This window comes from Endozoicomonas sp. 8E, assembly GCF_032883915.1.
In the GTDB taxonomy this organism is placed as follows: Bacteria; Pseudomonadota; Gammaproteobacteria; order Pseudomonadales; family Endozoicomonadaceae; genus Endozoicomonas_A.
In genome coordinates this window covers 3844936-3870621 of record NZ_CP120717.1, presented here as the reverse complement: position 1 = coordinate 3870621, position 25686 = coordinate 3844936, and the positions used below count along the sequence as shown (strand labels likewise).

Annotated in this window: 19 protein-coding genes and 6 tRNA genes; 23 read left to right on the top strand and 2 right to left on the bottom strand. The window is 46.2% G+C overall.

Annotated features, from left to right (window positions below; translation table 11 throughout):
* Positions 1 to 75: 75 nt before the first annotated feature.
* From P6910_RS12760 to rpoS, 9 genes are all read left to right on the top strand, one after another.
* The gene (locus tag P6910_RS12760) at positions 76 to 348 is read left to right on the top strand and encodes a septum formation initiator family protein (protein ID WP_317141672.1); all 273 of its coding nucleotides are present in this window, start codon (positions 76 to 78) and stop codon (positions 346 to 348) included.
* 185 nt (positions 349 to 533) lie between these two features.
* On the top strand, positions 534 to 1265 hold the full coding sequence (gene ispD / locus P6910_RS12755) for a 2-C-methyl-D-erythritol 4-phosphate cytidylyltransferase (protein WP_317141671.1): 732 nt from the start codon (positions 534 to 536) through the stop codon (positions 1263 to 1265).
* Positions 1265 to 1765, top strand: a complete 501-nt coding sequence (gene ispF / locus P6910_RS12750; protein ID WP_317146545.1) for a 2-C-methyl-D-erythritol 2,4-cyclodiphosphate synthase — start codon at positions 1265 to 1267, stop codon at positions 1763 to 1765. Before ispD ends, ispF begins: the two co-directional genes overlap by 1 nt.
* Before the next feature lie 34 nt (positions 1766 to 1799).
* A complete protein-coding gene (gene truD / locus P6910_RS12745; RefSeq protein ID WP_317141670.1) occupies positions 1800 to 2858 on the top strand; it encodes a tRNA pseudouridine(13) synthase TruD in 1059 nt (352 codons plus the stop codon).
* Positions 2839 to 3582, top strand: a complete 744-nt coding sequence (gene surE, locus P6910_RS12740) for a 5'/3'-nucleotidase SurE (protein WP_317141669.1) — start codon at positions 2839 to 2841, stop codon at positions 3580 to 3582. Before truD ends, surE begins: the two co-directional genes overlap by 20 nt.
* A gap of 1 nt (position 3583) precedes the next feature.
* Positions 3584 to 4252: a protein-L-isoaspartate(D-aspartate) O-methyltransferase gene (locus tag P6910_RS12735; protein WP_317141668.1), complete on the top strand. Its 669-nt coding sequence runs from the start codon at positions 3584 to 3586 to the stop codon at positions 4250 to 4252.
* A gap of 103 nt (positions 4253 to 4355) precedes the next feature.
* Positions 4356 to 5291: a DUF368 domain-containing protein gene (locus P6910_RS12730; RefSeq protein ID WP_317141667.1), complete on the top strand. Its 936-nt coding sequence runs from the start codon at positions 4356 to 4358 to the stop codon at positions 5289 to 5291.
* 326 nt (positions 5292 to 5617) lie between these two features.
* Positions 5618 to 6403, top strand: coding sequence for a peptidoglycan DD-metalloendopeptidase family protein (locus tag P6910_RS12725; RefSeq protein ID WP_317141666.1), 786 nt, complete (start codon positions 5618 to 5620; stop codon positions 6401 to 6403).
* A 100-nt stretch (positions 6404 to 6503) separates the two neighbouring features.
* On the top strand, positions 6504 to 7535 hold the full coding sequence (gene rpoS, locus P6910_RS12720) for an RNA polymerase sigma factor RpoS (protein ID WP_317141665.1): 1032 nt from the start codon (positions 6504 to 6506) through the stop codon (positions 7533 to 7535).
* A 139-nt stretch (positions 7536 to 7674) separates the two neighbouring features.
* Here rpoS and fdxA read toward each other — a convergent pair whose 3' ends face one another.
* Positions 7675 to 7998, bottom strand: a complete 324-nt coding sequence (gene fdxA, locus P6910_RS12715; protein WP_257281113.1) for a ferredoxin FdxA — start codon at positions 7996 to 7998, stop codon at positions 7675 to 7677.
* A gap of 187 nt (positions 7999 to 8185) precedes the next feature.
* Complete coding sequence (gene mutS / locus P6910_RS12710; protein WP_317141664.1) at positions 8186 to 10792, bottom strand: DNA mismatch repair protein MutS; 2607 nt, start codon at positions 10790 to 10792, stop codon at positions 8186 to 8188.
* 118 nt (positions 10793 to 10910) lie between these two features.
* Here mutS and P6910_RS12705 point away from each other — a divergent pair, with 118 nt between their 5' ends.
* The 14 genes from P6910_RS12705 to P6910_RS12640 all read left to right on the top strand — a co-directional run bounded on the left by P6910_RS12705 (position 10911) and on the right by P6910_RS12640 (position 25436).
* Positions 10911 to 11465 (top strand): CinA family protein, encoded by a 555-nt coding sequence (locus P6910_RS12705; protein WP_317141663.1) that lies wholly within the window; start codon positions 10911 to 10913, stop codon positions 11463 to 11465.
* A 97-nt stretch (positions 11466 to 11562) separates the two neighbouring features.
* Positions 11563 to 12618 (top strand): recombinase RecA, encoded by a 1056-nt coding sequence (recA, locus tag P6910_RS12700; protein WP_317141662.1) that lies wholly within the window; start codon positions 11563 to 11565, stop codon positions 12616 to 12618.
* Between the two features lie 3 nt (positions 12619 to 12621).
* Positions 12622 to 13074: a regulatory protein RecX gene (locus tag P6910_RS12695; protein ID WP_317141661.1), complete on the top strand. Its 453-nt coding sequence runs from the start codon at positions 12622 to 12624 to the stop codon at positions 13072 to 13074.
* Between the two features lie 132 nt (positions 13075 to 13206).
* Entirely contained in the window at positions 13207 to 15828 is a 2622-nt protein-coding gene (alaS, locus tag P6910_RS12690; protein WP_317146544.1) for an alanine--tRNA ligase, read from the top strand.
* A gap of 126 nt (positions 15829 to 15954) precedes the next feature.
* Positions 15955 to 17199, top strand: coding sequence for an aspartate kinase (locus tag P6910_RS12685; protein ID WP_317141660.1), 1245 nt, complete (start codon positions 15955 to 15957; stop codon positions 17197 to 17199).
* Positions 17200 to 17610: 411 nt separating this feature from the next.
* Positions 17611 to 17814, top strand: a complete 204-nt coding sequence (csrA, locus tag P6910_RS12680) for a carbon storage regulator CsrA (protein ID WP_317141659.1) — start codon at positions 17611 to 17613, stop codon at positions 17812 to 17814.
* A 211-nt stretch (positions 17815 to 18025) separates the two neighbouring features.
* A tRNA-Ser gene (locus P6910_RS12675) sits at positions 18026 to 18118 on the top strand.
* Between the two features lie 1226 nt (positions 18119 to 19344).
* Entirely contained in the window at positions 19345 to 23163 is a 3819-nt protein-coding gene (locus P6910_RS12670) for an autotransporter outer membrane beta-barrel domain-containing protein (RefSeq protein ID WP_317141658.1), read from the top strand.
* Positions 23164 to 23337: 174 nt separating this feature from the next.
* A tRNA-Arg gene (locus tag P6910_RS12665) sits at positions 23338 to 23414 on the top strand.
* A gap of 39 nt (positions 23415 to 23453) precedes the next feature.
* Positions 23454 to 23546 (top strand) — tRNA-Ser (locus P6910_RS12660).
* A gap of 22 nt (positions 23547 to 23568) precedes the next feature.
* Positions 23569 to 23645, top strand: a tRNA-Arg gene (locus P6910_RS12655).
* Between the two features lie 22 nt (positions 23646 to 23667).
* Positions 23668 to 23744 (top strand) — tRNA-Arg (locus P6910_RS12650).
* A gap of 42 nt (positions 23745 to 23786) precedes the next feature.
* Positions 23787 to 23879 (top strand) — tRNA-Ser (locus tag P6910_RS12645).
* A 276-nt stretch (positions 23880 to 24155) separates the two neighbouring features.
* A complete protein-coding gene (locus P6910_RS12640; protein ID WP_317146543.1) occupies positions 24156 to 25436 on the top strand; it encodes an IS4 family transposase in 1281 nt (426 codons plus the stop codon).
* The last annotated feature ends 250 nt before the right edge of the window (positions 25437 to 25686 follow it).

Sequence of the window (25686 nt, the reverse complement as noted above, 5' to 3'; positions counted from 1 at the left end):
TTTTTTCTGTTTTCACCGTGGGCACATTTTTCAGTCTTTGATAGACTCAATGGCTGAAAACAATGAGAGATTCAGATGCTAAAGCTGGTGCATACATTACTCCTTCTGGCGCTGGTGGTCCTTCAGATACAACTCTGGATGGGAGAGGGAAGTGTGGCCGAAATGGTAGCGATCAAAAAACAGATTGCGCAGCAGGAACGAGAAAACGAGCGCTTGTATCGGCGAAACCGTTTGCTGGCTACCGAAGTTATTGAGTTGCAGAACGGTTTGCAAACCCTGGAAGAGCAAGCCCGTCTTGATCTGGGGATGATCAAGAAAGATGAAACGTTTTATCTGATATATGACTGAGTCTCCTCGCTACTTCAATACTGGCTCAATACCGGGCAAAAAATTCCACAACGCTGATCATTGCAGCTATTTTATAGATCGGGATAGGTGCCTGATCAGGTGCTTGAGTGGCGTTTCAGATTTATAACAGACTGAAACATACCCTGTTTGCAAAAGGTTCCTTCTGACCTTTCGTAGGTGACAATGTGAGTACGAGTATCCCTCATGAACCCCGTTTTTGGGCAGTTGTTCCTGCCGCCGGGGTGGGGCGCCGAATGCAGAGTGCAATCCCCAAACAGTATCTTGAGATTCATGGCCGCACCTTAATAGAGCACACGGTTGAACGTCTTCTGGGTTTTTCTGTCTTAGAGAAACTGATTGTTGTGATTGGTGCTGAAGATGAGTACTACAAGGATATTGAGATGTTGAGGGATTCGCGAATTATGTTGGTGCAGGGAGGGGATGAGCGTTACCATTCCGTCTTGAATGGGCTGAAGGCTTTGTCCGAGTTGGCAGATGCCGAGGATTGGGTGATGGTGCATGATGTGGCCAGACCTTGTATTCGTCACTCTGATCTGGAGTGGCTTGTGAAACAGTTAACTGGCCATACCACCGGCGGTTTGCTGGGAATGCCTGTGAGAGATACTATGAAACGCACTTCTTCTTCTGGTGAAGTGATTGAGACCGTGGATCGGGATGAGCTGTGGCACGCCCTGACCCCACAGATGTTTCGGATGAAGCTGCTTTACGATGCACTCAAAAAAGCGCTGGATGACGGAATGCCGGTCACGGATGAAGCCAGTGCTATTGAATACGCTGGATTCAAGCCGCTGATGGTCGAAGGGCACAGCGATAATATCAAGGTGACCCGTAGTGCTGATTTGACACTTGCAGCCCTTTACATTCAACAGCAAGACAAACTGATTGAGACAGTATGATGCGAATTGGTCACGGTTTTGATGTGCACCGCTTTTCCGATGAAGCAGCGGCTGATGCCAACATTGTGTTGGGCGGGGTCGGTATTGAACACAGTCACAAGCTTTTAGCCCATTCAGATGGCGATGTTCTCCTTCACGCCGTTTGTGATGCATTACTGGGAGCGGCTGCTCTGGGTGATATCGGTCAGCATTTTCCGGATACAGATCCAAGGTATAAGGGAGTTGACAGCCGACAGCTTCTCAGGCACGTGGTGACACTGATTCATGAGAATGGCTACCAGGTGGTCAACGTCGATAGCACCATTGTTGCCCAGACACCAAAAATGGCTGCTCATATTCCTGCCATGAAAGAAAATCTCTCCAGAGATCTTCAGGTTGAAACTGAAGCAGTCAATGTAAAAGCAACGACAACTGAGAAGTTGGGCTATACCGGGCGAAAGGAAGGTATTGCAGTTCATGCGGTGGTGCTTTTGACTCACAGCAAAGGCCGTTTGTCTTGATCCGTTTGCGCTACACCTGAAAGATTATTGTTTAATGAATCAAGTTTCTTATACACCAACCTGGGCTTATTGCTGGGGGGGGGCTTTGGGGCAGTGCGCTTTCAAGTCCCTGCCTGAGGATTTCATCGTTGAGGAAGAGCTGCCCTTTCTACCGGAAGGTGAAGGGGAGCATGCCTATGTCAATGTTCAGAAAACCGGAGAAAATACCGATTGGGTAGCAGGGCAGCTTTCCAGATTCGCTGGCGTTAAACGCTCTGCAGTCAGCTATGCAGGACGAAAGGATCGCTATGGTGTTACGCGTCAGTGGTTTAGTGTCTGGCTGCCCGGGCAGGATTCTCCAGAATGGTCGCAGCTGAATAGTGAATCCTTGCTTATAATTGCCGCCACCCGACATGGTAAAAAGCTCAAGACCGGAGCATTGAAAGGTAACCGCTTTATCATCACTTTAAGGCATGTGAATGTGTCGCAGGCGCTGCTGGAAGAACGCTTGAAGTTGATCGCCAGTCAAGGTGTGCCTAATTATTTCGGAGAGCAACGCTTTGGTCATGAGGGTGCTAATGTTGATCGGGCATTGCTGATGTTTTCCGGCAGTTACAAGCCTCATAGAAACAAACGCTCAATGTATTTGTCTTCAGCACGTTCCTGGATATTTAATCAGATCGTTTCTGAGCGTGTCAGTCAGAAAAACTGGACCCGCTACCTCGAAGGAGATGTACCCGGTTTCCAGGACAGTGGTAGCTTAATTCTGCGGGATCATGACCAGAATCTGATGGCAAGAATTGAATCGGGAGAAGTCTCGTTGACCGCTCCACTTTGGGGTCGAGGGGAGTTGCTTTCCGGATCGGATTGCAGAAAGATGGAAGAAGAGATTTCTGGACGCAACCTGTTGTTGTGTGAAGGTCTGGAGCAAGCAGGTTTGAAGCAGGAAAGAAGGGCCATCCGTCTGATGCCTGAAGCCATGAGCTGGAAATGGTTATCAGATGATTGTGTTCAACTTGAATTTTCTCTGCCAAAAGGCTGCTTTGCAACAGCAGTATTGAGGGAAGCTTTAGAGTGTATGGAAGGACGTTTTAATGAGAATACTGCTCAGTAACGATGATGGTGTTGCAGCCGCTGGGTTGTCCACCCTTTTCAGTTCGCTCGATGGCGTGGGTGAGAGAATTGTCTTTGCTCCTGACAGGAACAGTTCGGGCTTGAGCAGTTCATTGACTCTGGGTCGTCCCCTGAGGGTGACTGAGCATTCCAATGGTTTCAACAGTGTCGATGGAACTCCGGCTGATTGTGTTCATTTGGCGGTCAATGCGCTGTTGGAGCAAGAGCCGGATATTGTCGTTTCAGGCATCAATCATGGCCCCAACCTGGGTGATGATGTTCTTTATTCAGGGACAATAGGTGCTGCTATGGAAGGTCGTTTCATGGACTTACCTGCCATTGCTGTGTCTGCCTGTGGTAAAGGTGAAGAGGGCTTCATCACAGCAGGAAGGGTGATCAGAGAATTGATCTCCAAACTTGAACAATTATCTCTGCCAGAAGGAACCATTTTAAATGTTAATGTGCCCGATAGGCCTTATGAAAAGCTCAAGGGGCTGGCAGTGACTCGTTTGGGGCACAGGGAAAGGCCAGAAAAGCCTGTTAAAGTATTGGATCCCAGGGGAAAGCACGTCTATTGGATTGCTCCAGTTGGTAAAGAGCAGGATGCGGGTGAGGGTACTGATTTCCATGCCATTGCTGAAGGTTTAGTCTCGGTAACACCCCTTCAGTACGACCAGACTCATCATGCAACGCTTTCTCAGCTCAGTGAATGGCTGGGCAGATGATATGAAAGAGGTTGATATTCATGGTATAGGAATGACCTCCCGGAGAACCCGGGAGCGTCTTATCCATCGACTCGCAGGCCAGGGGATTGACTCTATCGAGGTTCTGGAGGTCATTCGGAATACACCGAGACATCTGTTTGTGGATGAAGCTTTATCTCACAGAGCTTATGAAGATACTGCCTTGCCCATTGGTTTCGGGCAGACATTGTCGCAGCCGTATATTGTCGCCAGAATGACAGAGGCTCTCATGGCAGCAGGTCCACTCAACAGAGTGCTTGAAATAGGCACAGGGTCAGGTTATCAGACAGCGGTCCTATCGGCGCTGGTAAAAAAAATATACTCTGTTGAGCGTATCAAACCCCTTCATGAACGAGCGAAGAAATTGCTTAGAGCACTTTCTATTCACAATGCTCAGTTTAAACTTAGCGACGGTGGTATGGGTTGGTCAGTCATGAGTCCCTTTGATGGAATCATTGTAACAGCCGCCCCGGATCAGATACCTGAAGAGCTATTGCAGCAGTTGTCCGAAGATAATGGTCGTCTCGTCATTCCTGTTGGAGGTCGCAGTGTGCAGGATTTATTACTGATCACCCGCCAGGGAGATACCTTCAAGAGAGAAATGCTTGAAGCTGTGCGGTTTGTGCCATTGCTGGATGGGGTTCAGAAGTAATACATTCCTTTGTATCTCAAGAATGAAAACCAGTTGGGTAACTCTGAAAAGATAAACGGGTCTCTTGCTGATTTATGCATTACAGAATAAGACAGGTTGGATTATGTCAAAAATGAAAGAAAGTCTGGGCATTCTGCTCAGGGGGATGGCGATGGGGGCTGCCGATGTTGTTCCCGGGGTTTCAGGAGGTACTATTGCTTTTATAACTGGTGTCTATGATCGCCTGTTAAGCGCTTTGAAGAGTATCAATCCCGGTTTGCTGTTCAAGCTCAAATCCGGAGGGCTTGCTGAATGCTGGAAGCATATAGATGGGAATTTTCTGGTTCTGCTGTTTGGCGGAATATTGATTAGCATAGTGAGCTTTTCGCATCTTATTACGTACCTGCTGGAAAGTTACCCGGAACTCATATGGTCTTTCCTCTTTGGCCTGATATTGATTTCAGGGGTTCATATGCTCAAACAGATAAAGCATTGGACTGTCGCTTCTATGATACTTCTTGTACTTGGCTGTGGTGTCTCCTATTTTATCGGGATACTGACGCCTATATCTCTGACTCCTTCTTACCTGATGTTGTTCTTTGCTGGTTGCATCGCTATTTCTGCGATGATTTTGCCGGGCATTTCTGGCAGTTTTATCCTGTTATTGATGGGATTATATCCTGCTGTTTTGGCTGCCGTGAAAGATCTGGATATTCTGGTACTGATGATTTTTGGATTTGGATGCATTGTCGGGTTGCTGACATTTTCTCATATCCTTTCCTGGCTGTTAAAGCAGTATCGTGATCTGACTCTGTCATATCTGACAGGGCTGATGCTCGGTGCCTTGGGAAAAGTATGGCCGTGGAAAGAAACCCTGGAAACGAGAATAAACAGTTCGGGGCAGGAAGTTCCTTTACTGGAAAGAAATATTTCCCCCTGGACGTATGAAACGCTTTCTGGTCAGTCGGCCTACCTGTTGCCATCCATTACTTTGATGTTGTCAGGTATTTTGCTGGTTGTTCTGCTTGAGAAATTCAGTAATCGTTTTACTGAAGATTAACTATTGGGCTCTCTTCCTGTACAGGTGAGCAATTAATTCTTAATAGTTATGAAGAGTTCGTTGCTGCTCCTGGCTGTTCTATAGATCCTTTCCGTCATTGTGTTGTTGTCCCGATCTCACGAACTTGAATACATTCCTGACAGCGCGGAAGGAGGCTGATATGAAAAGAATGTTTCGGTACTCATGATCTTTTGTAGGTAAACTGCGCTGGAATATAGGCGGTATCACTTGTTTTGATATATTTTTTTAGATTAAGAAAATTTAAATATATCCTAATTTATTATATTGTGGGACGTGCCTCACAGGCTAAATATGGAGCAGAGTTGATGGCAGGTGATCGTCTTGGGCAGGAAATTAATTTGAGTGTTTGCTCAAGAATATTCGGTTGGATAGTATTGACTCTATTACTGTCAGGATGTTCTCATGATCCTTCCTCAGTTCAGGTTAAAGAGCTCAGGCTACCCCCCAAAGTGGTTAGTGGTAGTCATATTGTTCGTGGCGGCGAAACTCTTTTTTCCATAGCTTGGCTTTATAGTAGAGATTACAAAGAGTTAGCTGATGTCAATGGAATACGCCCGCCTTACACGATCTTTCCGGGCCAGCATATTAATTTGACTCCCTCAAGCTATGCATTTCATTCTTCAAGTCCTGTAAAAAAGAGTACAACAACCTCATCTAAGTCTGCTGCGGTTAAAAAAACAACAGCAAAAATGCCTGTGAAAGTAAAACGATCATCCAGTATTTCAAGTTGGCACTGGCCGGCCAATGGAAAAGTGGTACAGGGATACCACAACGGCAATGGGCTAAATAAAGGGATTGATATCAGAGGCAAATTGGGAGAGCCTGTAAGTGCAGCTGCCGCTGGTGAGGTGGTTTACGCGGGTAGTGAGCTCGCTGGCTATGGCAAGCTGATCATTATGAAACATAACAACAGCTATCTGAGCGCTTACGCTCACAATAAGGAGTTGCTTGTGCGTGAAGGAGACTCAGTTAAAGCAGGCCAAAAGATAGCCGAAATAGGTTCTACAGGAACGACAGAGCCTAAGCTGCATTTTGAAATTCGGCATAATGGCAAACCGGTCGACCCGATGCGATTCCTGCCTGAACGCTGATTTCATTCTGCGGTGTCGGTAGAGGGATCTCACGGGTGTCGACTCAACTCTCAGTTGGTTGTTCGACAGACAGTGGGGCTTTCGGATAGGACTGACTCTTATGGCAGCAAAGAGGGAAGACTCAGAGCAAAATAATTTTGCTGAGGATTTTACCCAGGGAAAGAGTGAAATTGATAACGTGTTGGACTCTGATCTCAATGAAAATGAAGAAGTTGAAGAGAAAGAGCCTGCGCCGCAGACATTTACACCCAGCGCGTCAGATTACAGTAGGGCCCGTCGTGATGATGACGGTTTCTATAAATCCATTGATGCCACACAGCTTTACCTCAACGAGATTGGCTTTTCGCCTCTGCTAACGCCAGAGGAAGAGGTGCACTATGCACGTCTTGCCCGTCGAGGTGTTGAAGCCGGCAGGCGTCGTATGATTGAAAGTAACCTGCGACTGGTTGTAAAGATCTCAAGGCGGTATGTGAATCGTGGACTGACACTACTGGATCTTATTGAAGAAGGAAATCTGGGTCTCATCAGGGCGGTTGAAAAATTTGATCCTGAGCGTGGGTTCCGTTTTTCAACATACGCCACCTGGTGGATCCGTCAGACAATTGAGCGGGCCATTATGAATCAGACGCGTACCATTCGTCTGCCGATTCATGTGGTCAAGGAACTCAATGTTTACCTCAGGGCGGCTCGTGAGCTGACTCAAAAGCTGGATCATGATCCTACCCCGGAAGAAATTGCGCAACTGCTGGATAAACCAGTCGATGATGTTAAAAGGATGTTGGGGCTTAATGAGCGTGTCACTTCAGTTGACACTCCATTGGGTCCGGATTCTGATAAGTCCATCCTTGATACTATCTCTGATGAGAAGGAGTCTGATCCAGCGGAGTTGCTTCAGGATCTTGATCTTAATGACAGTTTGGACAAGTGGCTGGGAGAACTTTCTGAAAAGCAGCGTGAAGTGGTAGCCAGAAGGTTTGGTTTGAGGGGCTACGAAACCAGTACCCTTGAAGAAGTGGGCAAGGAAATTGGCCTGACAAGAGAGCGAGTCAGGCAAATACAGGTTGAGGCTCTTAAGCGCTTGCGCTCGATTCTTGAGAAACAGGGCTTGTCCGGAGAGTCTCTTTTCAGCTGATAGCATTGCCTTGAAAATAAAAAAGCCATGATCTTGGGGTCATGGCTTTTTGTTTGGGAAAGATTCAATGCCCGAACCATTGAAAGCAGTTATCAAGGCTGTTCTGCACAGCTCTTTTCCCATAGGGGTCTTCTGGGCTCTATCGTTCCAGATGTTCAAGCTTACCCTTAACACCATCCCATTTTTCCGCGTCGGGGAGTGCATCTGTTTTTTCTGTAATGTTATCCCAGACGTCAGCAAGTACGGCGTTGAGTTCAATAAACTCCTGCTGATCTTCTGGTACCTCATCCTCGGAGAAGATCGCATTGGCTGGACACTCGGGCTCACAGAGGGCACAGTCGATACATTCGTCCGGGTGGATGACAAGAAAGTTGGGTCCTTCGTAAAAACAATCTACGGGACAAACTTCCACGCAATCGGTGTATTTGCACTTTATGCAGTTTTCACCCACTACGAAAGTCATGATGTTTACACTCCGTTTGTTCAGGCTGATGATAAGTCAGTCACAATACATTCATGAAATGTCACCATCAGGAATGACATTTCCAATCGCATATCCCTGACTGGTTTGATGCAAGGCCTAACCAGTCGAGGCGACCAGTCTACCAGTATTGTTTCTAAGGTAGTAGTTCAACCAGTTATGAGCATAGTCAGTTTTGCGCAATCAGTGACTTGAGATCGTATAGCAACCCGAGAGCCTGACGGGGTGACAGGTTGTCAGGGTTGAGATCTTTGAGTGCTTCGACGGCCGGATGTGGCTGTGAAGCTGCAAACATATCTGCCTGAGCCGGGTTCTCATTACAAACTTTTTTGGCCTGTTTTGGGGGTTGTCGCATAGTCTGATCAGTCGAGCCTTCTTCCAATTGTTGCAACCTGGATCGCGCCTGAGAGACTACATTTCTCGGGACGCCAGCTAGCTGAGCCACTTGTAAACCGTAACTCTGACTGGCAGGGCCATCCTGAACCGAGTGCAAAAATACAATTTTATCGTCGTGTTCTGTAGCATTCAGATGAACGTTGGCAACTGAGCTGCACTCGTCTGGTAGTTGAGTTAGCTCAAAATAGTGAGTGGCAAATAGTGTGAATGCCTCAACGGTATCGGCCAGGTGATGAGCGCAGGCCCAGGCCAGTGACAATCCATCGAATGTGCTGGTTCCCCGACCCACTTCATCCATCAAAACCAGACTGCTTGCTGTGGCGTTATGAAGAATATTGGCTGTTTCAGTCATTTCCACCATAAAGGTGGATCGTCCCCCGGCCAGGTCATCGGATGAGCCTATTCGGGTGAATATTCTGTCTACCAGACCAATTTTTGCGTGATTGGCAGGAACAAAACTTCCCACGTGGGCTAATAAGACGATCAGTGCCGTTTGCCTCATATAGGTCGATTTACCACCCATGTTTGGACCAGTGATAACCAGCATTCTTTTTGCTGTATGCAGGTCAACATTGTTGGCGACAAAGGGCTCAGTCAACACCTGTTCGACAACCGGGTGGCGACCATCTTCAATATGAATGCCAGGGTCCGGGCTCAGTTCTGGCTGGCAGAAGTTCAGCGTCTCAGCTCTTTCTGACAGGTTGTTCAGAACGTCCAGCTCGGAGATGTTCATGGCTGTTTCCTGAAGAGGGCCCAGTGCTTCCAAAAGATTATCCAGTAATTCGTCGTAAAGTGCTTTCTCCCTGGAAAGCGCTCTGCTTTTGCTGGACAGAGCCTTATCTTCGAACTCTTTTAATTCCGGTGTGATGAAACGTTCTGTATTTTTCAGTGTCTGGCGACGTATGTAGTCTACTGGAGCGTCTTCAGACTCTCTGCGGCTGAGCTCAATGTAATAGCCATGAACCCTGTTAAAGCCGACCTTCAGGCTAGGTAGTCCTGTTTTCTCCTTCTCTCTTTTTTCCAGTTCAACAAGATAATCGCCTGCGTTCTGACTGAGAGCACGAAACTCATCCAGTTCTGTGTCAAAGCCCTCCGCAATGACGCCGCCGTCTCTGATGATGACGGGCGGATTTTCGACAATGGCCCGGCTCAGTAGGTCTGTAACCTGAGGGTGTTCACTGATGGCTTCAGCCAGTTTATAAATGTCCTCACTGTCGATCGTTTTGAGAATGGATTGCAGCTCAGGCAGCTGATTTAGAGCATCTCTCAGACGAGCCAAATCTCTTGGACGAGCTGATTTTAATGCTACTCTGGCAAGAATGCGTTCAATATCGCCAATACCTCGAAGCAAGGGTTGAATCTGCTCGAAGTAATAGCCAGATTTTATTGTTGAGAGAATGGATTGGCGTTTTTGTAACTTATTAAGATTTCTCAGGGGGCGATTCAGCCATCTTGAAAGTAATCGACTACCCATGGCGGTCGCTGTTTTATCGAGTACTGACAAGAGTGTGTGATCCCGACCGCCATTGAGGTTCCGGGTTAGTTCCAGGTTTTTTCGGCTGGCTGCGTCAAGAACTACGCTTTCTTCGCGAACTTCCTGCCGGATGCTTCGAATGTGGGGCAGGGCAGTTCTCTGTGTTTCCTTGGCGTATTGCAACAGAGAGCCTGCCGCCTCCAGACCGACTGTTAATGATTCGCAGTCGAATCCTTGCAAGTTTTTGGTCTGAAACTGACGGGTTAATCCTTCGTAGGCGCTGTCACGATCAAAGTCCCAGGGGGGGCGTTTGATTGTTCCCGGGCGTTCAACAATCCGGACAGGCCATTCAAAACTGTCATTGATGAGCATTTCGGCAGGGTTAATACGCTCAACTTCTGCCATCAGCGCTTCTTCACCTTCGACTTCTACGGCTGTAAATTGACCACTGCTGATATCCAGAGAGGCTATTCCATATTGATTTTCTGATCGGGTCAGTGCGGTCAGAAGATTGTCCTGCTGTTCGTCCAGCAGTGCTTCGTCACTCACTGTACCAGGAGTCAGGATCCGGACTACTTTTCTTTCAACAGGGCCTTTTGATGAAGCCGGGTCGCCAACTTGCTCGCAAATGGCGACAGAAACGCGCAGTCTGACCAGGCGAGCCAGGTAACCCTCTACAGCATGATGAGGGATGCCTGACATGGGGATGGGCTCACCGGCAGACTGTCCACGGGTTGTCAGGGTGATATCCAGTAACTCGGCGGCTCTACGGGCATCGTCATAGAAGAGCTCGTAAAAATCTCCCATGCGGTAGAATACCAGGTGTTCCCGGTGCTGCTGTTTGATTCGCAGGTATTGCTGCATCATTGGTGTATGCTGATTCTGGGTGTCTTTGCGCTGGCTCATAGATGAGGGTAAGCCTTGAATTCAGGTTGCTGACAAACAATCTGTCATTTTACTATGAAAAGCTGGCTGTTTTCATGGTAACAATGGTTTATCTTTAGCCATTGGTGGCTGCGGGCAGTTGAATGTATCTCTGACCCGAGCCAACAAACTCTTCCTGTTTGACCCTGAGGCTAAATTGATGTCCGGAGATTTTGACAAAAAGCTGCTGCTGCTGGCTGGAAAACTTCAGGCTGGAAACTTGAAAGTGGCTGCTGCTGAATCCTGTACTGGTGGCTGGCTCAGTCAGGTTTTTACCTCTCTTGCCGGTAGCTCATCCTGGTTTGAAGGTGCCATTGTCAGTTACTCCAATGCCATGAAACACAAGTTTCTGGGTGTGCCTGTTGCACTGATTGATCGTTACGGTGCTGTCAGTCAGCCTGTAGTTGAAAGCATGGCATTGGGTGCCGTCAAGCACCTTTCTGTGCCCTTGAGTGTTTCCGTTTCAGGCGTTGCTGGCCCTGAAGGTGGGACTGATGAAAAGCCGGTGGGTACAGTATGGATTGGCTGGTGTTTTAATGATCAGGTAACGACTGAGGTCTTTCACTTTTCCGGTGATAGGGAGCAAGTGAGAAGACAGGCCGTTGATGTCGCTCTGGACGGCCTGATTAAACTGGCGGATAGAATTTCCAGATAAATGCTGGACAAATATACAGATAGTGTTTAAATATACAGTATCTAAAGATTTGAATACTTAAAGAATAGTGGCCTGCACTAAAAGGTGGATCTGAATAATGGATGAGAACAGAAAGAAAGCACTAACGGCGGCTCTGGGCCAGATTGACCGGCAGTTTGGTAAAGGAACGGTCATGCGCATGGGTGATCAGAAGCAGGAAGCCATTCCAGCTATCTCTACAGGCTCATTACAACTGGATATAGCGTTGGGTATAGGGGGATTACCAAAGGGGCGTGTGGTTGAGATTTTTGGTCCTGAATCTTCTGGCAAGACCACACTGACGCTCAGTGTAATTGCAGAAGCTCAGAAGCAGGGTGCTACCTGTGCTTTCGTAGATGCTGAGCACGCTCTGGATCCTCAGTACGCTGGCAAGCTGGGTGTGGATGTTGATGATCTCTATGTTTCGCAGCCTGATACCGGAGAACAGGCACTGGAAATTACGGACATGTTGGTTCGTTCCGGTGCGGTTGATGTCATTGTTGTAGACTCCGTTGCGGCTCTGGTTCCCAAAGCTGAAATCGAGGGGGATATGGGTGACTCTCATGTCGGCCTTCAGGCACGCTTGATGTCTCAGGCTCTGCGAAAAATCACGGGTTCTATCAAACAGGCAAACTGTTTGGTTATTTTCATCAATCAGATTCGTATGAAGATTGGTGTAATGTTTGGTAACCCTGAGACTACCACGGGTGGTAATGCTCTCAAGTTTTACTCTTCTGTTCGTCTGGATATTCGCAGAACCGGTGCAGTGAAGCAGGGTGATGAAATCACTGGTAATGAAACCCGGGTCAAGGTGGTCAAGAACAAGGTCTCTCCTCCTTTTCGTCAGGCTGAATTCCAGATTCTTTACGGTCAGGGCATTTATCACATGGGTGAAGTGATTGACTTGGGCGTTAAACAGAAGCTGGTCGAGAAATCCGGTGCCTGGTACTCCTACAAAGGTACGAAAATTGGTCAGGGTAAGGCCAATGCAGCTCAATATCTGACCGACAATCCAAAGATTGCTCAGGAGATAGAAACACAGATTCGAGCTGAATTGCTGGGTTCTGCAGATCCTGAGTCTGATGCCTCTGCAAAATCAGATGCAAAGCTTCAGGATGAACTCCTGACGGAATAAGTTTTGGAAATCTCTGAAAAAGATATTCGACGTGCTGGCATGGGCTTGCTGGCGCGTCGTGAACACAGTTTTCAGGAGCTTCAGGAAAAGCTCAGTCGGCGTTACCCTGATTTTGATGTGATTCCTGCACTTGAGAGATTGCAAGACGAAGGTCTCCAAAGTGATGAGCGCTTTATCGAAAGTTATGTTCGTTCGAAAACTGAAAAAGGATACGGCCCTGTCAGAATACGCTCTGATTTGCGCAGGAAAGGCCTGACTGATCAAGTAATCTCATCTTTTCTGTTTGAGGACGATGATGTCTGGCTGGAGATTGCAAGATCCCGGAGGTGTCGCAAATTTGGCAATAACTTGCCTGTTGAAGCCGGGGAAAGATGTAAGCAGTATCGGTTTCTGGCACAGAGAGGCTTTACCAGTCTTCAGATTTCAAATTGTTTAATACAGTGTTCTTCAACTTAGCCCATATGAACAACATTTAACTTAAACAGAGCCTGCATGGCTGTTTTTCTTTCCCTTCTATATAATGTCCGTTTTTTATAGATTGCTGTTTAATCTCCCGTTTGGAAGACTTGTATGACTCGTGTGAAATATATGAAAAGTGCTGAGATTCGCTCTGCTTTTCTTGAATACTTCAGAGAAAATGGGCATGAAGTCGTACCCAGTAGTTCTCTGGTGCCTCACGACGATCCAACCCTGCTGTTTGCCAATGCAGGTATGAACCAGTTTAAGGAAACATTCCTTGGCAGGGAGCAGCGAGCATATACACGAGCAACCTCGTCCCAGAAGTGTGTTCGTGCTGGTGGTAAGCACAATGATCTTGAAAATGTGGGCTACACTGCCCGTCATCACACCTTTTTTGAAATGCTGGGTAACTTCAGCTTTGGCGACTATTTCAAGCAGGACGCCATTCGTTTTGCCTGGACTTTCCTGACTGAAAAACTGCAACTGCCCGTTGAGCGTCTCTGTGTTACGGTTTATGAGTCAGACGATGAGGCTTATAATATCTGGCTTAATGAGGTCGGTGTTGCTGCTGAAAATATCATTCGTATTGGTGACAACAAAGGAGCTCCATACGCTTCTGACAACTTCTGGCAGATGGGAGATACCGGTCCTTGCGGGCCTTGCACAGAAGTCTTCTATGATCACGGTGATCATATCTGGGGTGGTCGACCCGGAACCCCGGACGAAGATGGCGATCGTTTTATTGAAATCTGGAACATCGTCTTCATGCAATACAACCGTCAGGTGGATGGATTGATGGAACCTTTGCCCAAGCCATCGGTGGATACAGGCATGGGGCTGGAAAGGATTTCTGCGATTATGCAGGGAGGGCACAGTAACTATGATATTGATATATTCCAGAACCTGTTGAATGATGCTTCCGGAATTCTGGGTGGTGTACCAACAACAGAGGCTTCACTGCGCGTTATTGCCGATCATATCCGTTCAAGCTCATTTATCATTTCCGATGGCGTCGTGCCGTCTAACGAAAGTCGCGGATACACACTCAGGCGTATCATCCGTCGCGCATGTCGCCACGGACACAAATTGGGAGCCACTGAGTCGTTCTTCTATAGGCTGGTAGCTTCTCTGGTGCGTGAGATGGGTGATGCTTATCCTGATCTTGCAAAAAATCAGGCGCAGATAGAGAGAATATTGCTACAGGAAGAAGAGCAGTTTACTAAAACGCTCGATAAGGGAATGAAACTGCTGGAAGATAAGCTCCAGGGGCTTGAGGGTAGTGTTATTCCTGGTGATGTAGTGTTCACGCTTTACGATACCTATGGTTTCCCTGTTGATCTGACCTGTGACATTGCCAGAGAGCGTGAGCTGGCGGTGGATGAAGAAGGTTTCGAGCAGTTACTTGAGGCTCAGCGAGAAAGGGCCCGTGCAGCCAGTAAATTTGGTGTGGACTACAGTGAACAGTTGGTCATAGAAGGAACTACTGATTTCACGGGCTATGAAAATCTTCAAGACGGAGCTGAAGTTACTGCTCTGTTTGTTAATGGACAGTCAGTTGATTTTATTTCTGAAGGTCAACTGGCAACGGTCGTTCTGCAGTCAACACCATTTTATGCAGAGTCTGGTGGTCAGGTGGGTGATAGCGGCTTGCTCAAGTTTGAGGGTGGTAAGGTTAAAGTGCTGGACACTCAGAAACAGGGCGACAGTCATCTTCATATCTCAGAAGTATCCCAAGGTAAATTAAAAGTTGGTGATATTGTGAGTGCCTATGTTGATGTTGAAGCCCGGAAGGCAACGGAGCAGAATCACTCTGCCACCCATTTGCTACATGCTGCACTGCGCAAGGTTCTGGGTGAGCATGTTACTCAAAAAGGCTCTCTTGTAGATTATGACAAACTTCGCTTTGATTTTTCCCACTTTGAAGGGGTTAAGCCTGAAGAGCTCCGGGCTATAGAGAGACTGGTTAATCAGCAGATCCGTAATAATAGTCAGGTTGAAACCGAGCTGTTGGATATGGAAGCTGCTCAGGCTAAAGGCGCAATGGCCCTGTTTGGTGAAAAGTACGGTGAAGAGGTTCGCGTGCTTTCTATGGGTTCTGAAGGCTTCTCTGTTGAGCTCTGTGGTGGTACTCACGTTAATCGTACGGGTGATATTGGTTCATTCAGAATTATTTCTGAGTCCGGTATTGCAGCGGGTGTGCGACGCATTGAGGCTGTGACAGGTGGTGCTGCGGTTGATTATCAGGAGAAACTGGAAGATACCCTGAAATCCGTTGCAAGCCTGGTGAAAGGTTCCCAGGATAATGTACAAGATAAAGTTTCTTCTCTTCTTGATCGGAATAAAGAACTTGAGAAAGAGCTTCATAAACTTCAACAAAAGCTGGCTTCTGCCGGCAGTGCCGACCTTCTGTGTAAAGCAATTGATGTCGATGGTGTGAAGGTGCTGGCTACTGAGTTAGAGGGAGTGGACCCTAAGTCTCTCCGTGATATGGTGGATCAGCTGAAAGGTAAGCTCCAGACGGGTATCGTATTTTTGGCTGTGCCCGGCCACTCTAAGTTTCCTTTGGTAGCGGGAGTAACCAAAGATCTTACCGATAAGGTGAAGGCGGGTGACTTGTTGAAAATGGTTGCCGGGCAGGTTAATGGTCGTGGTGGAGGTCGTCCCGACTTTGCTCAGGGTGGTGGTTCAGATGCTTCCAAAATCAAAGAAGCGCTTGAATCTATAGTACCATGGTTACAAGAGCGTCTGTAATGTGATCGTTATACCCCCCCATAAAAAAACGAGCTATACGGCTCGTTTTTTTATCGTAAGCTTTTTTTAATAAAGCTATTCGTGTTAAATTCCGGCGTTGGCTGATTGACGTAGAACGATATAAACATGGCGCTGTTAGTACAAAAATTTGGCGGCACCTCTGTTGGGGACCTGGATCGTATCCAGGGAGTAGCCGACAAGGTGAAGAGGTTCAGGGATAAGGGGCATGATGTCGTTGTCGTTGTCTCAGCAATGAGTGGCGAGACCAATCGACTGACTGATCTTGCATCCAGTATTCAAAAACAACCCACACCCAGAGAGATGGATGTTCTGCTTTCCACCGGTGAGCAGGTTACAATAGCCCTTCTGGCAATGGCTCTTAATGAGCGTAACTGTCCTGCCCGCTCTTATAACGGGAGTCAGGTTTCCATTGTTACGGATCAGGCTCACACAAAAGCTCGTATACAGCATATAGATACAGAGAAGGTGCGGACTGACCTTGATCAGGGTCGTGTAGTGATCGTTGCTGGCTTTCAGGGCCGTGACGCTGAAGGCAATATTACAACCCTTGGAAGAGGGGGGTCCGATACCACAGCTGTTGCTTTGGCAGCTGCTCTTGAGGCAGATGAGTGCCAGATTTATACAGACGTCGACGGTGTTTATACAACCGATCCACGAGTTGTGGAGGGGGCAAGAAGACTGGACAAGATTACTTTTGAAGAGATGCTGGAAATGGCCAGTCTGGGTTCAAAAGTATTGCAGATTCGGGCGGTTGAGTTCGCTGGAAAATATAATGTCAAATTGAGGGTACTGCATTCCATGCAGGAAGGCCCCGGAACTCTAATTACGATCGACGATGAGGATGTAGCTATGGAATCACCGGTGGTATCTGGTATTGCCTTTAACAGGGATGAAGCGAAAGTTACTATTAAAGGTGTACCTGACATTCCAGGCGTCGCATCCCGAATATTGGGCCCTGTCAGTCAGGCCAACATTGAAGTGGATATGATTGTTCAGAACGTGTCTGATGATCGTACCACTGATTTTACTTTTACTGTGCACCGTAATGATTATCAGAACACTCTTGATGTTTGTGCCAAAGTCTGCAAAGAATTGGGCGCACGCGAGTATGACGGTGATGAAAAAATCGCTAAAGTTTCTATCGTCGGTGTGGGTATGAGGTCCCACGCAGGTGTCGCCACCCGGATGTTTGAGGCTCTGGCTGCCGAAGGCATCAATATCCAGATCATCTCAACTTCTGAAATCAAAGTTTCCGTTATTATTGCAGAGAAGTATCTTGAGCTGGCCGTAAGGGCTCTTCACTCTGTATTTGAGCTGGATAGGGAACCTGTGGAGAGTAGCGAAGTCTAAGGTTGAGTAGGGTGTCTTGAAAAGGGTATGGTGCAGTTTCAACGTGCTAAACCCGAGTGGCTTTGTGGCTGGTTTGATCAACAGTCAGGAGGAATATCGGACAAATACACCGTCATTCCCGTCAGGCATGGATTCTTCAACTAGAATGGGTTGTGCCTGTTAAAAACTTACAAAATGTGATTTTTTTGATGACTACATTTCTCTGCTAGTAAAAATACGCATGGAAATGTTGGGTTCGGTGGCTAGACTCTGTTGGCTGAGAGCTTCTCAAGCATGAAACGGTGATCTGGCAGTAGCTGCCTTGCTGAGAAAGTGTTCCCGTATTTGGGGCTAAAGGTCAATCAAGCAAAGCATCGCCGTGCTCAGGATTGACGGTCGTTGACTTACAGAGATGTAAATAAGGAGATTGTAATGCTGATTCTGACTCGCCGCGTAGGAGAGACCCTGATGGTCGGGGACGAGGTCACTGTCACTGTGCTGGGCGTTAAAGGTAACCAGGTGCGTATTGGAGTCAATGCGCCAAAAGAAGTTGCCGTTCATCGTGAAGAGATCTACCAGAGAATTCAGAAAGAAAAAGAGCACGGGGGGGTTCCATCCACCTCCGAGCCATACTGAGTATCTGGTTTAAACACCGAAGTCAGTTAAAAAATACCCGGCTAACAGCCCGGGTATTTTTTTATCTATAAAAAATATCTCGATTAAGCAATCGAAAATGTGTTCGTCGGCAAGGTGACAAACTTTGGAGCCTTTATAAAAGTCTCTGGTCGTAAGTAAGAAGAAAAAGCTTGCATTCCAAGGCGCGAACAGTAGTATTGATTGCACATGCGGTGAGGTGGCCGAGAGGCTGAAGGCGCTCCCCTGCTAAGGGAGTATACGGTTTGTAGCCGTATCGAGGGTTCGAATCCCTCCCTCACCGCCAGATTCTTTAGTGTTTTCTTTCTCATTAAGATTACAGGGGGGGCTGGTAGTTATCAATCTGCTCCATTCTCTGCTCCAGCCTTTGTGGTGTGTTACCCCTTCAACTCTAACGATTGCTGTACACTTCTCACTGCTCAGTGATTTTTGATAATGCTTTGAAATCTGATAAGGGATTATGGGGTCTTTACTGCCATAAAAATGTATTTGAGGAATGTCTTTGAGTTTATTTCGAAAATCTAACGGGTTTAGTGCAGAAGGCATTGGGCTGACTTTATGAAACTGGTTGGTGAAAAACGGGTCGAGGTTGCCAGCCACCGTCAAGATTGAGGTCACGTCATCCCTTTGGGCCGCGGATAACAGGGCCATAGTGGCCCCTCCTGAGTAACCAATCAGCTCGAGTTTTCTGTAACCACCCTTTTTCTTCAAATAATCTAAAGCCTCATTAATGCTTGTCAGAGAAGCCGTGTCGTAGCGGCCAAAAGTCCAGACTGATTTATTGCAGAACTTGGTCATGATGTAGTGGCAAGGTCTGCCCAGATAAGCGATATCGGAGTATGGATCCTCCAACATAAGACCGTGAACCAGTCTATTAACCGGTGTTGGGTCGGAAGAGGCTATACCCCTATTTAGCCAGGCTTTACCATCTCCTTCTATATAGACCCTTAATTTTTCTGTTCTAGCGTTTTCAGGTAGCCATGCCTTGAGGGTGTGGGTCGAAGTGGGTATTTCAACAGAGAACAGTTTTTTTGAGCTAGTCAGAATTTGTGTAGTAGTGGTATTAAAAGGAGCAGGGGTGTGACAACCAGAGAAAACAATGCAGAAAGAAAGTATTAAAAGAATGTATTTCATAGGTAAACAGTTTTATAAAACTAATGTACCTTTTTATTTATCGGAAGTTTAGGCTCTTAATATAGGGGTTTAACCTAGCCTTTTTTGATTTATTTTGTTGTGGTTGTTAAAAAGACACGAAAATTTCACCACTGCTTTAATTAGTAAATATTGGAAGCTAGTTGCTGGTTTCTAAAAAATCAAATTTATATATCTATAGAATCTATAGAAAAATCAATATCACTTTTAATTCTGAAAAAGTATTTAATATTACTTGTTTCGATCTGTACGATACCCTGCCTTCAGGCTTCTATGCCTAATGTGTCCGTTAATTTGAAAGCTCATGAATGAGAAAATTCAACGAGAAAAACATCCATATAAGAGGTTGGGGTTGGAGTAATGAGACAAGTTCAGGTGTTTAATAAGACACTGCTTTCCATAGCCGTGGTCACGGCTGTTGGTGGTTATAGTAATTGTTCACAGGCTCAATTCCTCGTGGATAGTAAAGATTTCTTTAAAACAGTTGAAAAAGTGGATCTTTCCGAGATGGTAAAAGTTCGGAATGAAATGCTTGCCGATGATCCACTGATTAAACAGGCTGACAAGGCAGTTAAACGATATGAAGTCTATAAAGTTAAACATGATGAAAAACAAACAGATGCCGAGCGTTTATTCATCAATGCCAGTTTCTGGAAGCAGCTTGAAATAGATGCACCCGATTTTTTATTGCTAAGTGAAAAAAGTGTATCTCCCTATGATGGCGAGCCAATAGAGTCAGAGCCTTTGGTTAAGCATCAAAAGGCCGTTTTGGAGAGAGCGCATAGAACACTTGAGTCTTTGGGTGTTGCAGAGACACAATCCAGCTTCAGCGGTCAAGATTATGGGCTTGATAAACACTTTTTTAAAAAAGACGGTCAAAGCCTTAATGAAGCTAGGAAAGCCTACGTAAAAAGATTGGTAGAGCTTGAAGATTTAGCACTTCGGGATGCCATTCTCGTTGAAAAAGAAGTTGTGGATGAATCTACCAATAAAACGAAAAAGGTCAAGGTGGCACCAGATGCAATCGTACTCAAAGGCATCGATTTATCTGATGGAGGTGTCAGAAAAACAGTTCTTGAAAAACTGGCCAAAGTTGAAGAAGTCTTTGAATTAAAGACAAATGGCAATGGTAAAGTGACCGGGCTGGGCTTCAAAACCAGAGTGTTGGAGCTGGCGGATGTCAGTAGCGGTTTTAAAGAAGGAGAAAGAGTGCCAGTGGTAGCATCAGCTGCGACTGGAGACGAGGCTGATGTTAAGGCATACGGCACAGTTGTTCTTTCTGAGAGATCCAGTGCGGTGCATGAAGGTTTCGGCACAAGTGAACGAGCACTTGATGCATTTGTTTCCAAAGAAGGTACATCGGTACGTATTGCAAAAGATGGCGCTATCCGATCTACGATCATCTATCTCAAAGATGTTGATGATGTAACGGGTGTTGATGTCGAGGTTGACGGAAAAAAAGCCAAGACTGTTGATACTTTTTTAGACTTGATAGGAGTTCTACCGGAGCATTTGGAAGTTATGGAAGAAGCCATGAATAAGAATGGTGAAAAGGTCCATAAGTCACTTGCACGAAAAGCTACGGTAGCAGTTATCAATGGGGCTAAAAAAGGTACTGTTAACCTGAAAGGCTATGAAGATATACAGATCAAAGGCTCCAGGTTAGTTGTTCGACAAATCGGTGTTGCGGAAGATGGTTGTACTCCAGCGTCCGTTGATGTCACTATCACAGACAGTGATATAACTGTTGATTCAGGTTCGGACGATACAGCAAATGCTGGAAAAGGCGTTGTAGCCGGTCAGAATATCGTTCTAAGTAATACCCATCTGCGTATTCAGGAAGAAAACAAGATTGCTCTGGAAAGTACTATTTCTGATGAGTCAGAAGGTAATGACAACACCAAGAAAATGAAACAGCCAAACTCAATTATGGTCACTGAAATCAAGGCTGTTCCAGTTAAAGGTCTTAATGTTCAAAAGGCAATTGAAGGCTCCATCGATGGCTTTGCGGAGCACGTTGTTGATGTTGAAGCTGAAGATGTACTTGATGTGTTTGAGGTTAGAAAAGGCTCTGTCGCACATGTCAGCCTTTCGGATATTGAGAAAGTTCTAGTTGAAGATGGTCTGCTGTATGTCGACGAAGTCAGTACGCTCGAAAAGCCACTGATTTCGTTTGACCTGAGAGGAAATGCGACTGTTCGATCAATGTCTAATGATACGAAGCCTGTTTTCGTCAGTAGAGACGCAGATGTAACTCTGGCTGTCGGACAGGAAGTGACCAAGGATATTCATGGTTTCAGAAACTTTGTATTGGATGGTGGTACTTTTGAAGGTAGCCTGAAAGGCTTCACTGGTTCAACAGTTACTCTGAAAAAAGGTACTTTGAAGGGTGGTGAAATTGGTGGCGTTGTTGATGGAAAAGAGAGCGGGCATGTAAGGGAAGTGCTTGTAACGGGCCAGGTTGATGTTAAGCCCGGCACTACTGAGCTGCGAACTTTGGATAGGGTAGCTACTAAAAAGTCTCAAATGCCTATCTATCAATCTACTGAACTCAAGCAGGTCAAAGTGGTTGCCCCTTTGGTTGTCGATTCCGAAGGTACGTTGAAACTCTTTAAGACGTTTAAGCAAAGCAAGCTGGATGAGAAAAATACCCCTGTTTTTGAGTCGGCACCTTCACTGTTAGCAACCAAGGGCAAAACGCTTGAGAAAGGTGCTAACCTTTTGCTTGTCGTGGATGCCGATGATAAAACACTTTCGTCTGTACCCTATGTCAGTGTTGATGGTTCTTTGAAGTTGAAGGGACAGAATCAGGTCAAACTTGATTTAACCAAAGGTATTGATAGTAAGAAACGTTTTGAAAATGCCAAAAATCTTTACGAGGAAGCCGAATCTGGCAATCCTTTGACTACTTCGATTACAGTTGTTGAGGCCGATAAAGTAGAGGGCAGCTTTGATGCTCCAGATACAGGTACTGTATTCATAGATGCTTCAGACAGTGGATTTGCGAAGAGTGAGAAGACTAGCAAGTTTATGTACTCAATTAATATTAAGTATGATGACAATCCAGTTCAGAAGTTGCGCTCTCAATATGGTCTGTCTGATGATCAGGCCAAAATGTACATTGCTACCTATGAATCGGCATTGTCTACTGACAATCTTGCTTCATCTCAGTCTATGTTCGACCTTGTAACAATGGCGGAGCAGCAGGGTATCAAGTTGTTTGCTGACCAGCAGTTGCCTGATCTGAATAACGGAGTGGGTCGTGCTTCTGTAACTTTGCAAAATAAAGTTAATGAGTCCATTGGTCGTCGTCTCAGCAGTAACCATACTGGAGTTAATGCGGGCGATATGTATCAGTCTCATGGGTTTTGGGTCGAGTATATTTTCAATAACGGAAAGCTTGATAGTGATGAATCTCTAAAAGGTTATCAAGCCAGAGTTAATGGAGTCACTTTTGGTGCTGATACCACACTTAATGATCAGATGACGGTCGGTTTTGCCTTCACTTATGGTAATACAAAGGTTGAAACTAACGACATCCAAAGTGAAACAACGACCGATACTTATATGGGTACCCTTTATACTGGATGGAATCAAAATAATTACTTCCTGGACTCGATGTTTAGTTACGGTAAGGGAGTTAATGAATACAAACGTAAAGTTCAGCTGGAAAAGACTTCTTACAGAGGTGAAGCCGATAGCACTATCTGGGGTGCACGTTTAGTAGCTGGCTATAACTATCAGATAAATCAGTGGGTTCTTAAGCCTCAGGTTACTTTTGACTATGCCAGTGTTAGCTTTGATGATCTCACTGAAAAGCAAACAGGTGACTGGGCTCAGAAGCGTAAGATGAAGGAATTCGAAGTCATGGAACTGGGTGCAGGTTTGACGCTTATGGGTGATTACGAGTTGGGTCGGGGTATTCTTCAGCCCGAGTTTGTTCTGATGGGTTATCATGACTTTAAGGATGAAAAGCCTGAAGCAACAGTGACAATCCTTCAAGGCGGTAAAACCTTGACATTCACTGGTGATGATCGTGAGCAAAATCGCTTCTTGGCCGGTTTGGGTATTAAGTACAAAATGGAAAACAACCTGAGTTTGAGTCTACATTATGACAATAATTGGATGGGGGACTTCAAGGCGGATAGCTTGAATGCAACTATCCGTTATGATTTTTGATTGGTTGCAAACTAGTGCCTAACCACCCGTGTCTTTAATAGGACCTGAACTTTTTAGCCCTGCCTGTGTGGGGCTTTTTTTGTTGTTGTGTGTTGTTGTTCAAATGTGAAAATTGCCACAATACCGTTGACTCCTCGGGGTTAAATCTCTATAGTTCGCTCCCGTTGATGCAGCGCGCTCGTAGCTCAGCTGGATAGAGTACCTGGCTACGAACCAGGCGGTCGGAGGTTCGAATCCTCCCGAGCGCGCCATTCACTGAAGCGGCAAGTGTCGTTAGTATAAATTGTACCGGTGAGGTGGCCGAGAGGCTGAAGGCGCTCCCCTGCTAAGGGAGTATACGGTTTGTAGCCGTATCGAGGGTTCGAATCCCTCCCTCACCGCCAGTAAATGATTCATCGGTATAACGCGCTCGTAGCTCAGCTGGATAGAGTACCTGGCTACGAACCAGGCGGTCGGAGGTTCGAATCCTCCCGAGCGCGCCATTTGAGAAGTTTTCAAATATGAGCGTCCGTAGCTCAGCTGGATAGAGTACCTGGCTACGAACCAGGCGGTCGGAGGTTCGAATCCTCCCGGACGCGCCATTTTGAAAAGTTAGATAACCCCGTCAAAACAAAGAATACGATGGTGAGGTGGCCGAGAGGCTGAAGGCGCTCCCCTGCTAAGGGAGTATACGGTTTGTAGCCGTATCGAGGGTTCGAATCCCTCCCTCACCGCCATTCTACTCTCTTAACTCATTGATTTATCAATAGTTAACTATATAAAAAATCTTCTTTTTCTTAGGTTTCAAAAAACTGTCCTTTGTATGACAGACTCAATTCTACAGCATTTGTTAAATGATCACTGCTAAGCATGACACTTAGGGTAGACATTAAGCTCAAAAAAGATCCATTTCCAGCGGCAGAACTCACCTTGAACAGCCAAAATAAAGCTTCGCGAAAAGTATCAAGGCTGAACAAGATGAGTATCGCAAATAGTAGACTAGTTGAAAAAAACTGCTGACGTGTTTTGACCGGTCTGAACTCCTCAGCATGGCGGAACAGCTTGGTTTTACTATACGACAGCGAGATATCCGCCCCTTGGACTTTATCCTTTCACTGATTGATGCCCTTGCTGGTGATGGAAACTGCGATACTCAAGCCGATCTCCACCGTAAATTTAATGAGTTGACGGGGCTGAATGTCTCTTATCGTTCCTGGGCAAATCAAGCTAAAAAAGACGCGATGCCTGCTCTTGTCCTCTGGCTATGGGTGCAATGTCTGGAAGTCTTTACCCGCAAAGTCATGGCGTTTGATGAGGACAGTCCATTTTCAGAGTTTGAGCACATTCTGATTCATGACGGCTCATCGCAGGCTGTCTACGATGCCCTAAAGGAAACATTTCCCGGCAGGTTCTCAACGGTCAGTCCTGCTGCTGTCGAACTTCATACGACAATGGATCTTCTTACCAACAATCTGGTGCGCGTGCAGCTCACTGAAGATACCCGTTCAGAAAGAGACTGTCTGCCACCACTGCCAACCTCCATGGCTAATATCCTGATGCTGATCGATGCCGGTTATTTTGAGTTGGAACGCTTTGCTGCCATTGATGATCGGGAGGGGTCTTTTATCTGCAAGGCACCTCAGAGTATCAACCCGACGATACTCAGCGCAGTACGAGAGGATGGCAAAAATCTCAATCGCTACAAAGGGAAAAAACTTAAGGAGGTGTTGTCTGGCTTCCCTAAAGATCAATGCCTCGACTTGGATGTAGAATGGCCAGGATTCAAAGCCTGGCCATATCGTTTGGTTGTCCGCTGGAATGACAGGAGACTGAAATGGGTATTCGTTGTAAGCAACCTTAACCGGGTTGAGTTCACCCTGAGTGAAGTACTTCAGGCCTATCGTCTACGATGGCAGATAGAGCTTATCTTCAAAGAGATCAAGTCCTATTTAGGGTGGCATCGTTTTAACACTAAATCAGCGACACTGGTTTTTAGCCTGATTCTGATGTCCTTCGTGGTTGTGACGTTGAAAAGGTATCTTGCCCATGCTGCGCAGGCGAACCTCTACGAAAGTGGAGCCATTGAAGAAATCTCGACGCATAAGGCGATGAAAAGTGGAACCCGGCTGTTTGGTAATGTCGTTTTATCTCTGATGAATGCAGGAAAGTCTCTGCTCTCACATACAAGGAAGCTGCTGGACTTCTGGGCAGATAATGCGAAACGTGAACACCCTGCACGAGATGGCTGTTCAGGGCGTACAAGATTAGGTCTTTGTGCTGTGGGTGGGGCTTAATGTCTAACCTAAGAAGTATGACATACTTGATAGTCATCCTGAGATCGAAATAGCTGAGTCTTGTTTGCAATACTCTAAGTTTGCCGCCATTCAGTATGAGGTGGCTGGTAAAGGTGTGTCGGTATAATAACAGCGATTTTAAGAAGAAATCATATCAATTTCCCAGATGAGCTTCATTCATTAGAAATTATCTGCCAAGAAAAGTAGTTTAAAAGTTGTTAACTTGCTCGAAAGTGCAAAGTAATGGAAG

Bases quoted from the DNA above. Each gene is read 5' to 3' on its own strand.
- P6910_RS12760 (WP_317141672.1), top strand. From the start codon at position 76: ATGCTAAAGCTGGTGCATACATTACTCCTTCTGGCGCTGGTGGTCCTT.
- ispF (WP_317146545.1), top strand. From the start codon at position 1,265: ATGCGAATTGGTCACGGTTTTGATGTGCACCGCTTTTCCGATGAAGCA.
- truD (WP_317141670.1), top strand. From the start codon at position 1,800: ATGAATCAAGTTTCTTATACACCAACCTGGGCTTATTGCTGGGGGGGG.
- surE (WP_317141669.1), top strand. From the start codon at position 2,839: ATGAGAATACTGCTCAGTAACGATGATGGTGTTGCAGCCGCTGGGTTG.
- P6910_RS12735 (WP_317141668.1), top strand. From the start codon at position 3,584: ATGAAAGAGGTTGATATTCATGGTATAGGAATGACCTCCCGGAGAACC.
- P6910_RS12730 (WP_317141667.1), top strand. From the start codon at position 4,356: ATGTCAAAAATGAAAGAAAGTCTGGGCATTCTGCTCAGGGGGATGGCG.
- P6910_RS12725 (WP_317141666.1), top strand. From the start codon at position 5,618: ATGGCAGGTGATCGTCTTGGGCAGGAAATTAATTTGAGTGTTTGCTCA.
- rpoS (WP_317141665.1), top strand. From the start codon at position 6,504: ATGGCAGCAAAGAGGGAAGACTCAGAGCAAAATAATTTTGCTGAGGAT.
- fdxA (WP_257281113.1), bottom strand. From the start codon at position 7,998: ATGACTTTCGTAGTGGGTGAAAACTGCATAAAGTGCAAATACACCGAT.
- mutS (WP_317141664.1), bottom strand. From the start codon at position 10,792: ATGAGCCAGCGCAAAGACACCCAGAATCAGCATACACCAATGATGCAG.
- recA (WP_317141662.1), top strand. From the start codon at position 11,563: ATGGATGAGAACAGAAAGAAAGCACTAACGGCGGCTCTGGGCCAGATT.
- alaS (WP_317146544.1), top strand. From the start codon at position 13,207: ATGAAAAGTGCTGAGATTCGCTCTGCTTTTCTTGAATACTTCAGAGAA.
- P6910_RS12685 (WP_317141660.1), top strand. From the start codon at position 15,955: ATGGCGCTGTTAGTACAAAAATTTGGCGGCACCTCTGTTGGGGACCTG.
- csrA (WP_317141659.1), top strand. From the start codon at position 17,611: ATGCTGATTCTGACTCGCCGCGTAGGAGAGACCCTGATGGTCGGGGAC.
- P6910_RS12670 (WP_317141658.1), top strand. From the start codon at position 19,345: ATGAGACAAGTTCAGGTGTTTAATAAGACACTGCTTTCCATAGCCGTG.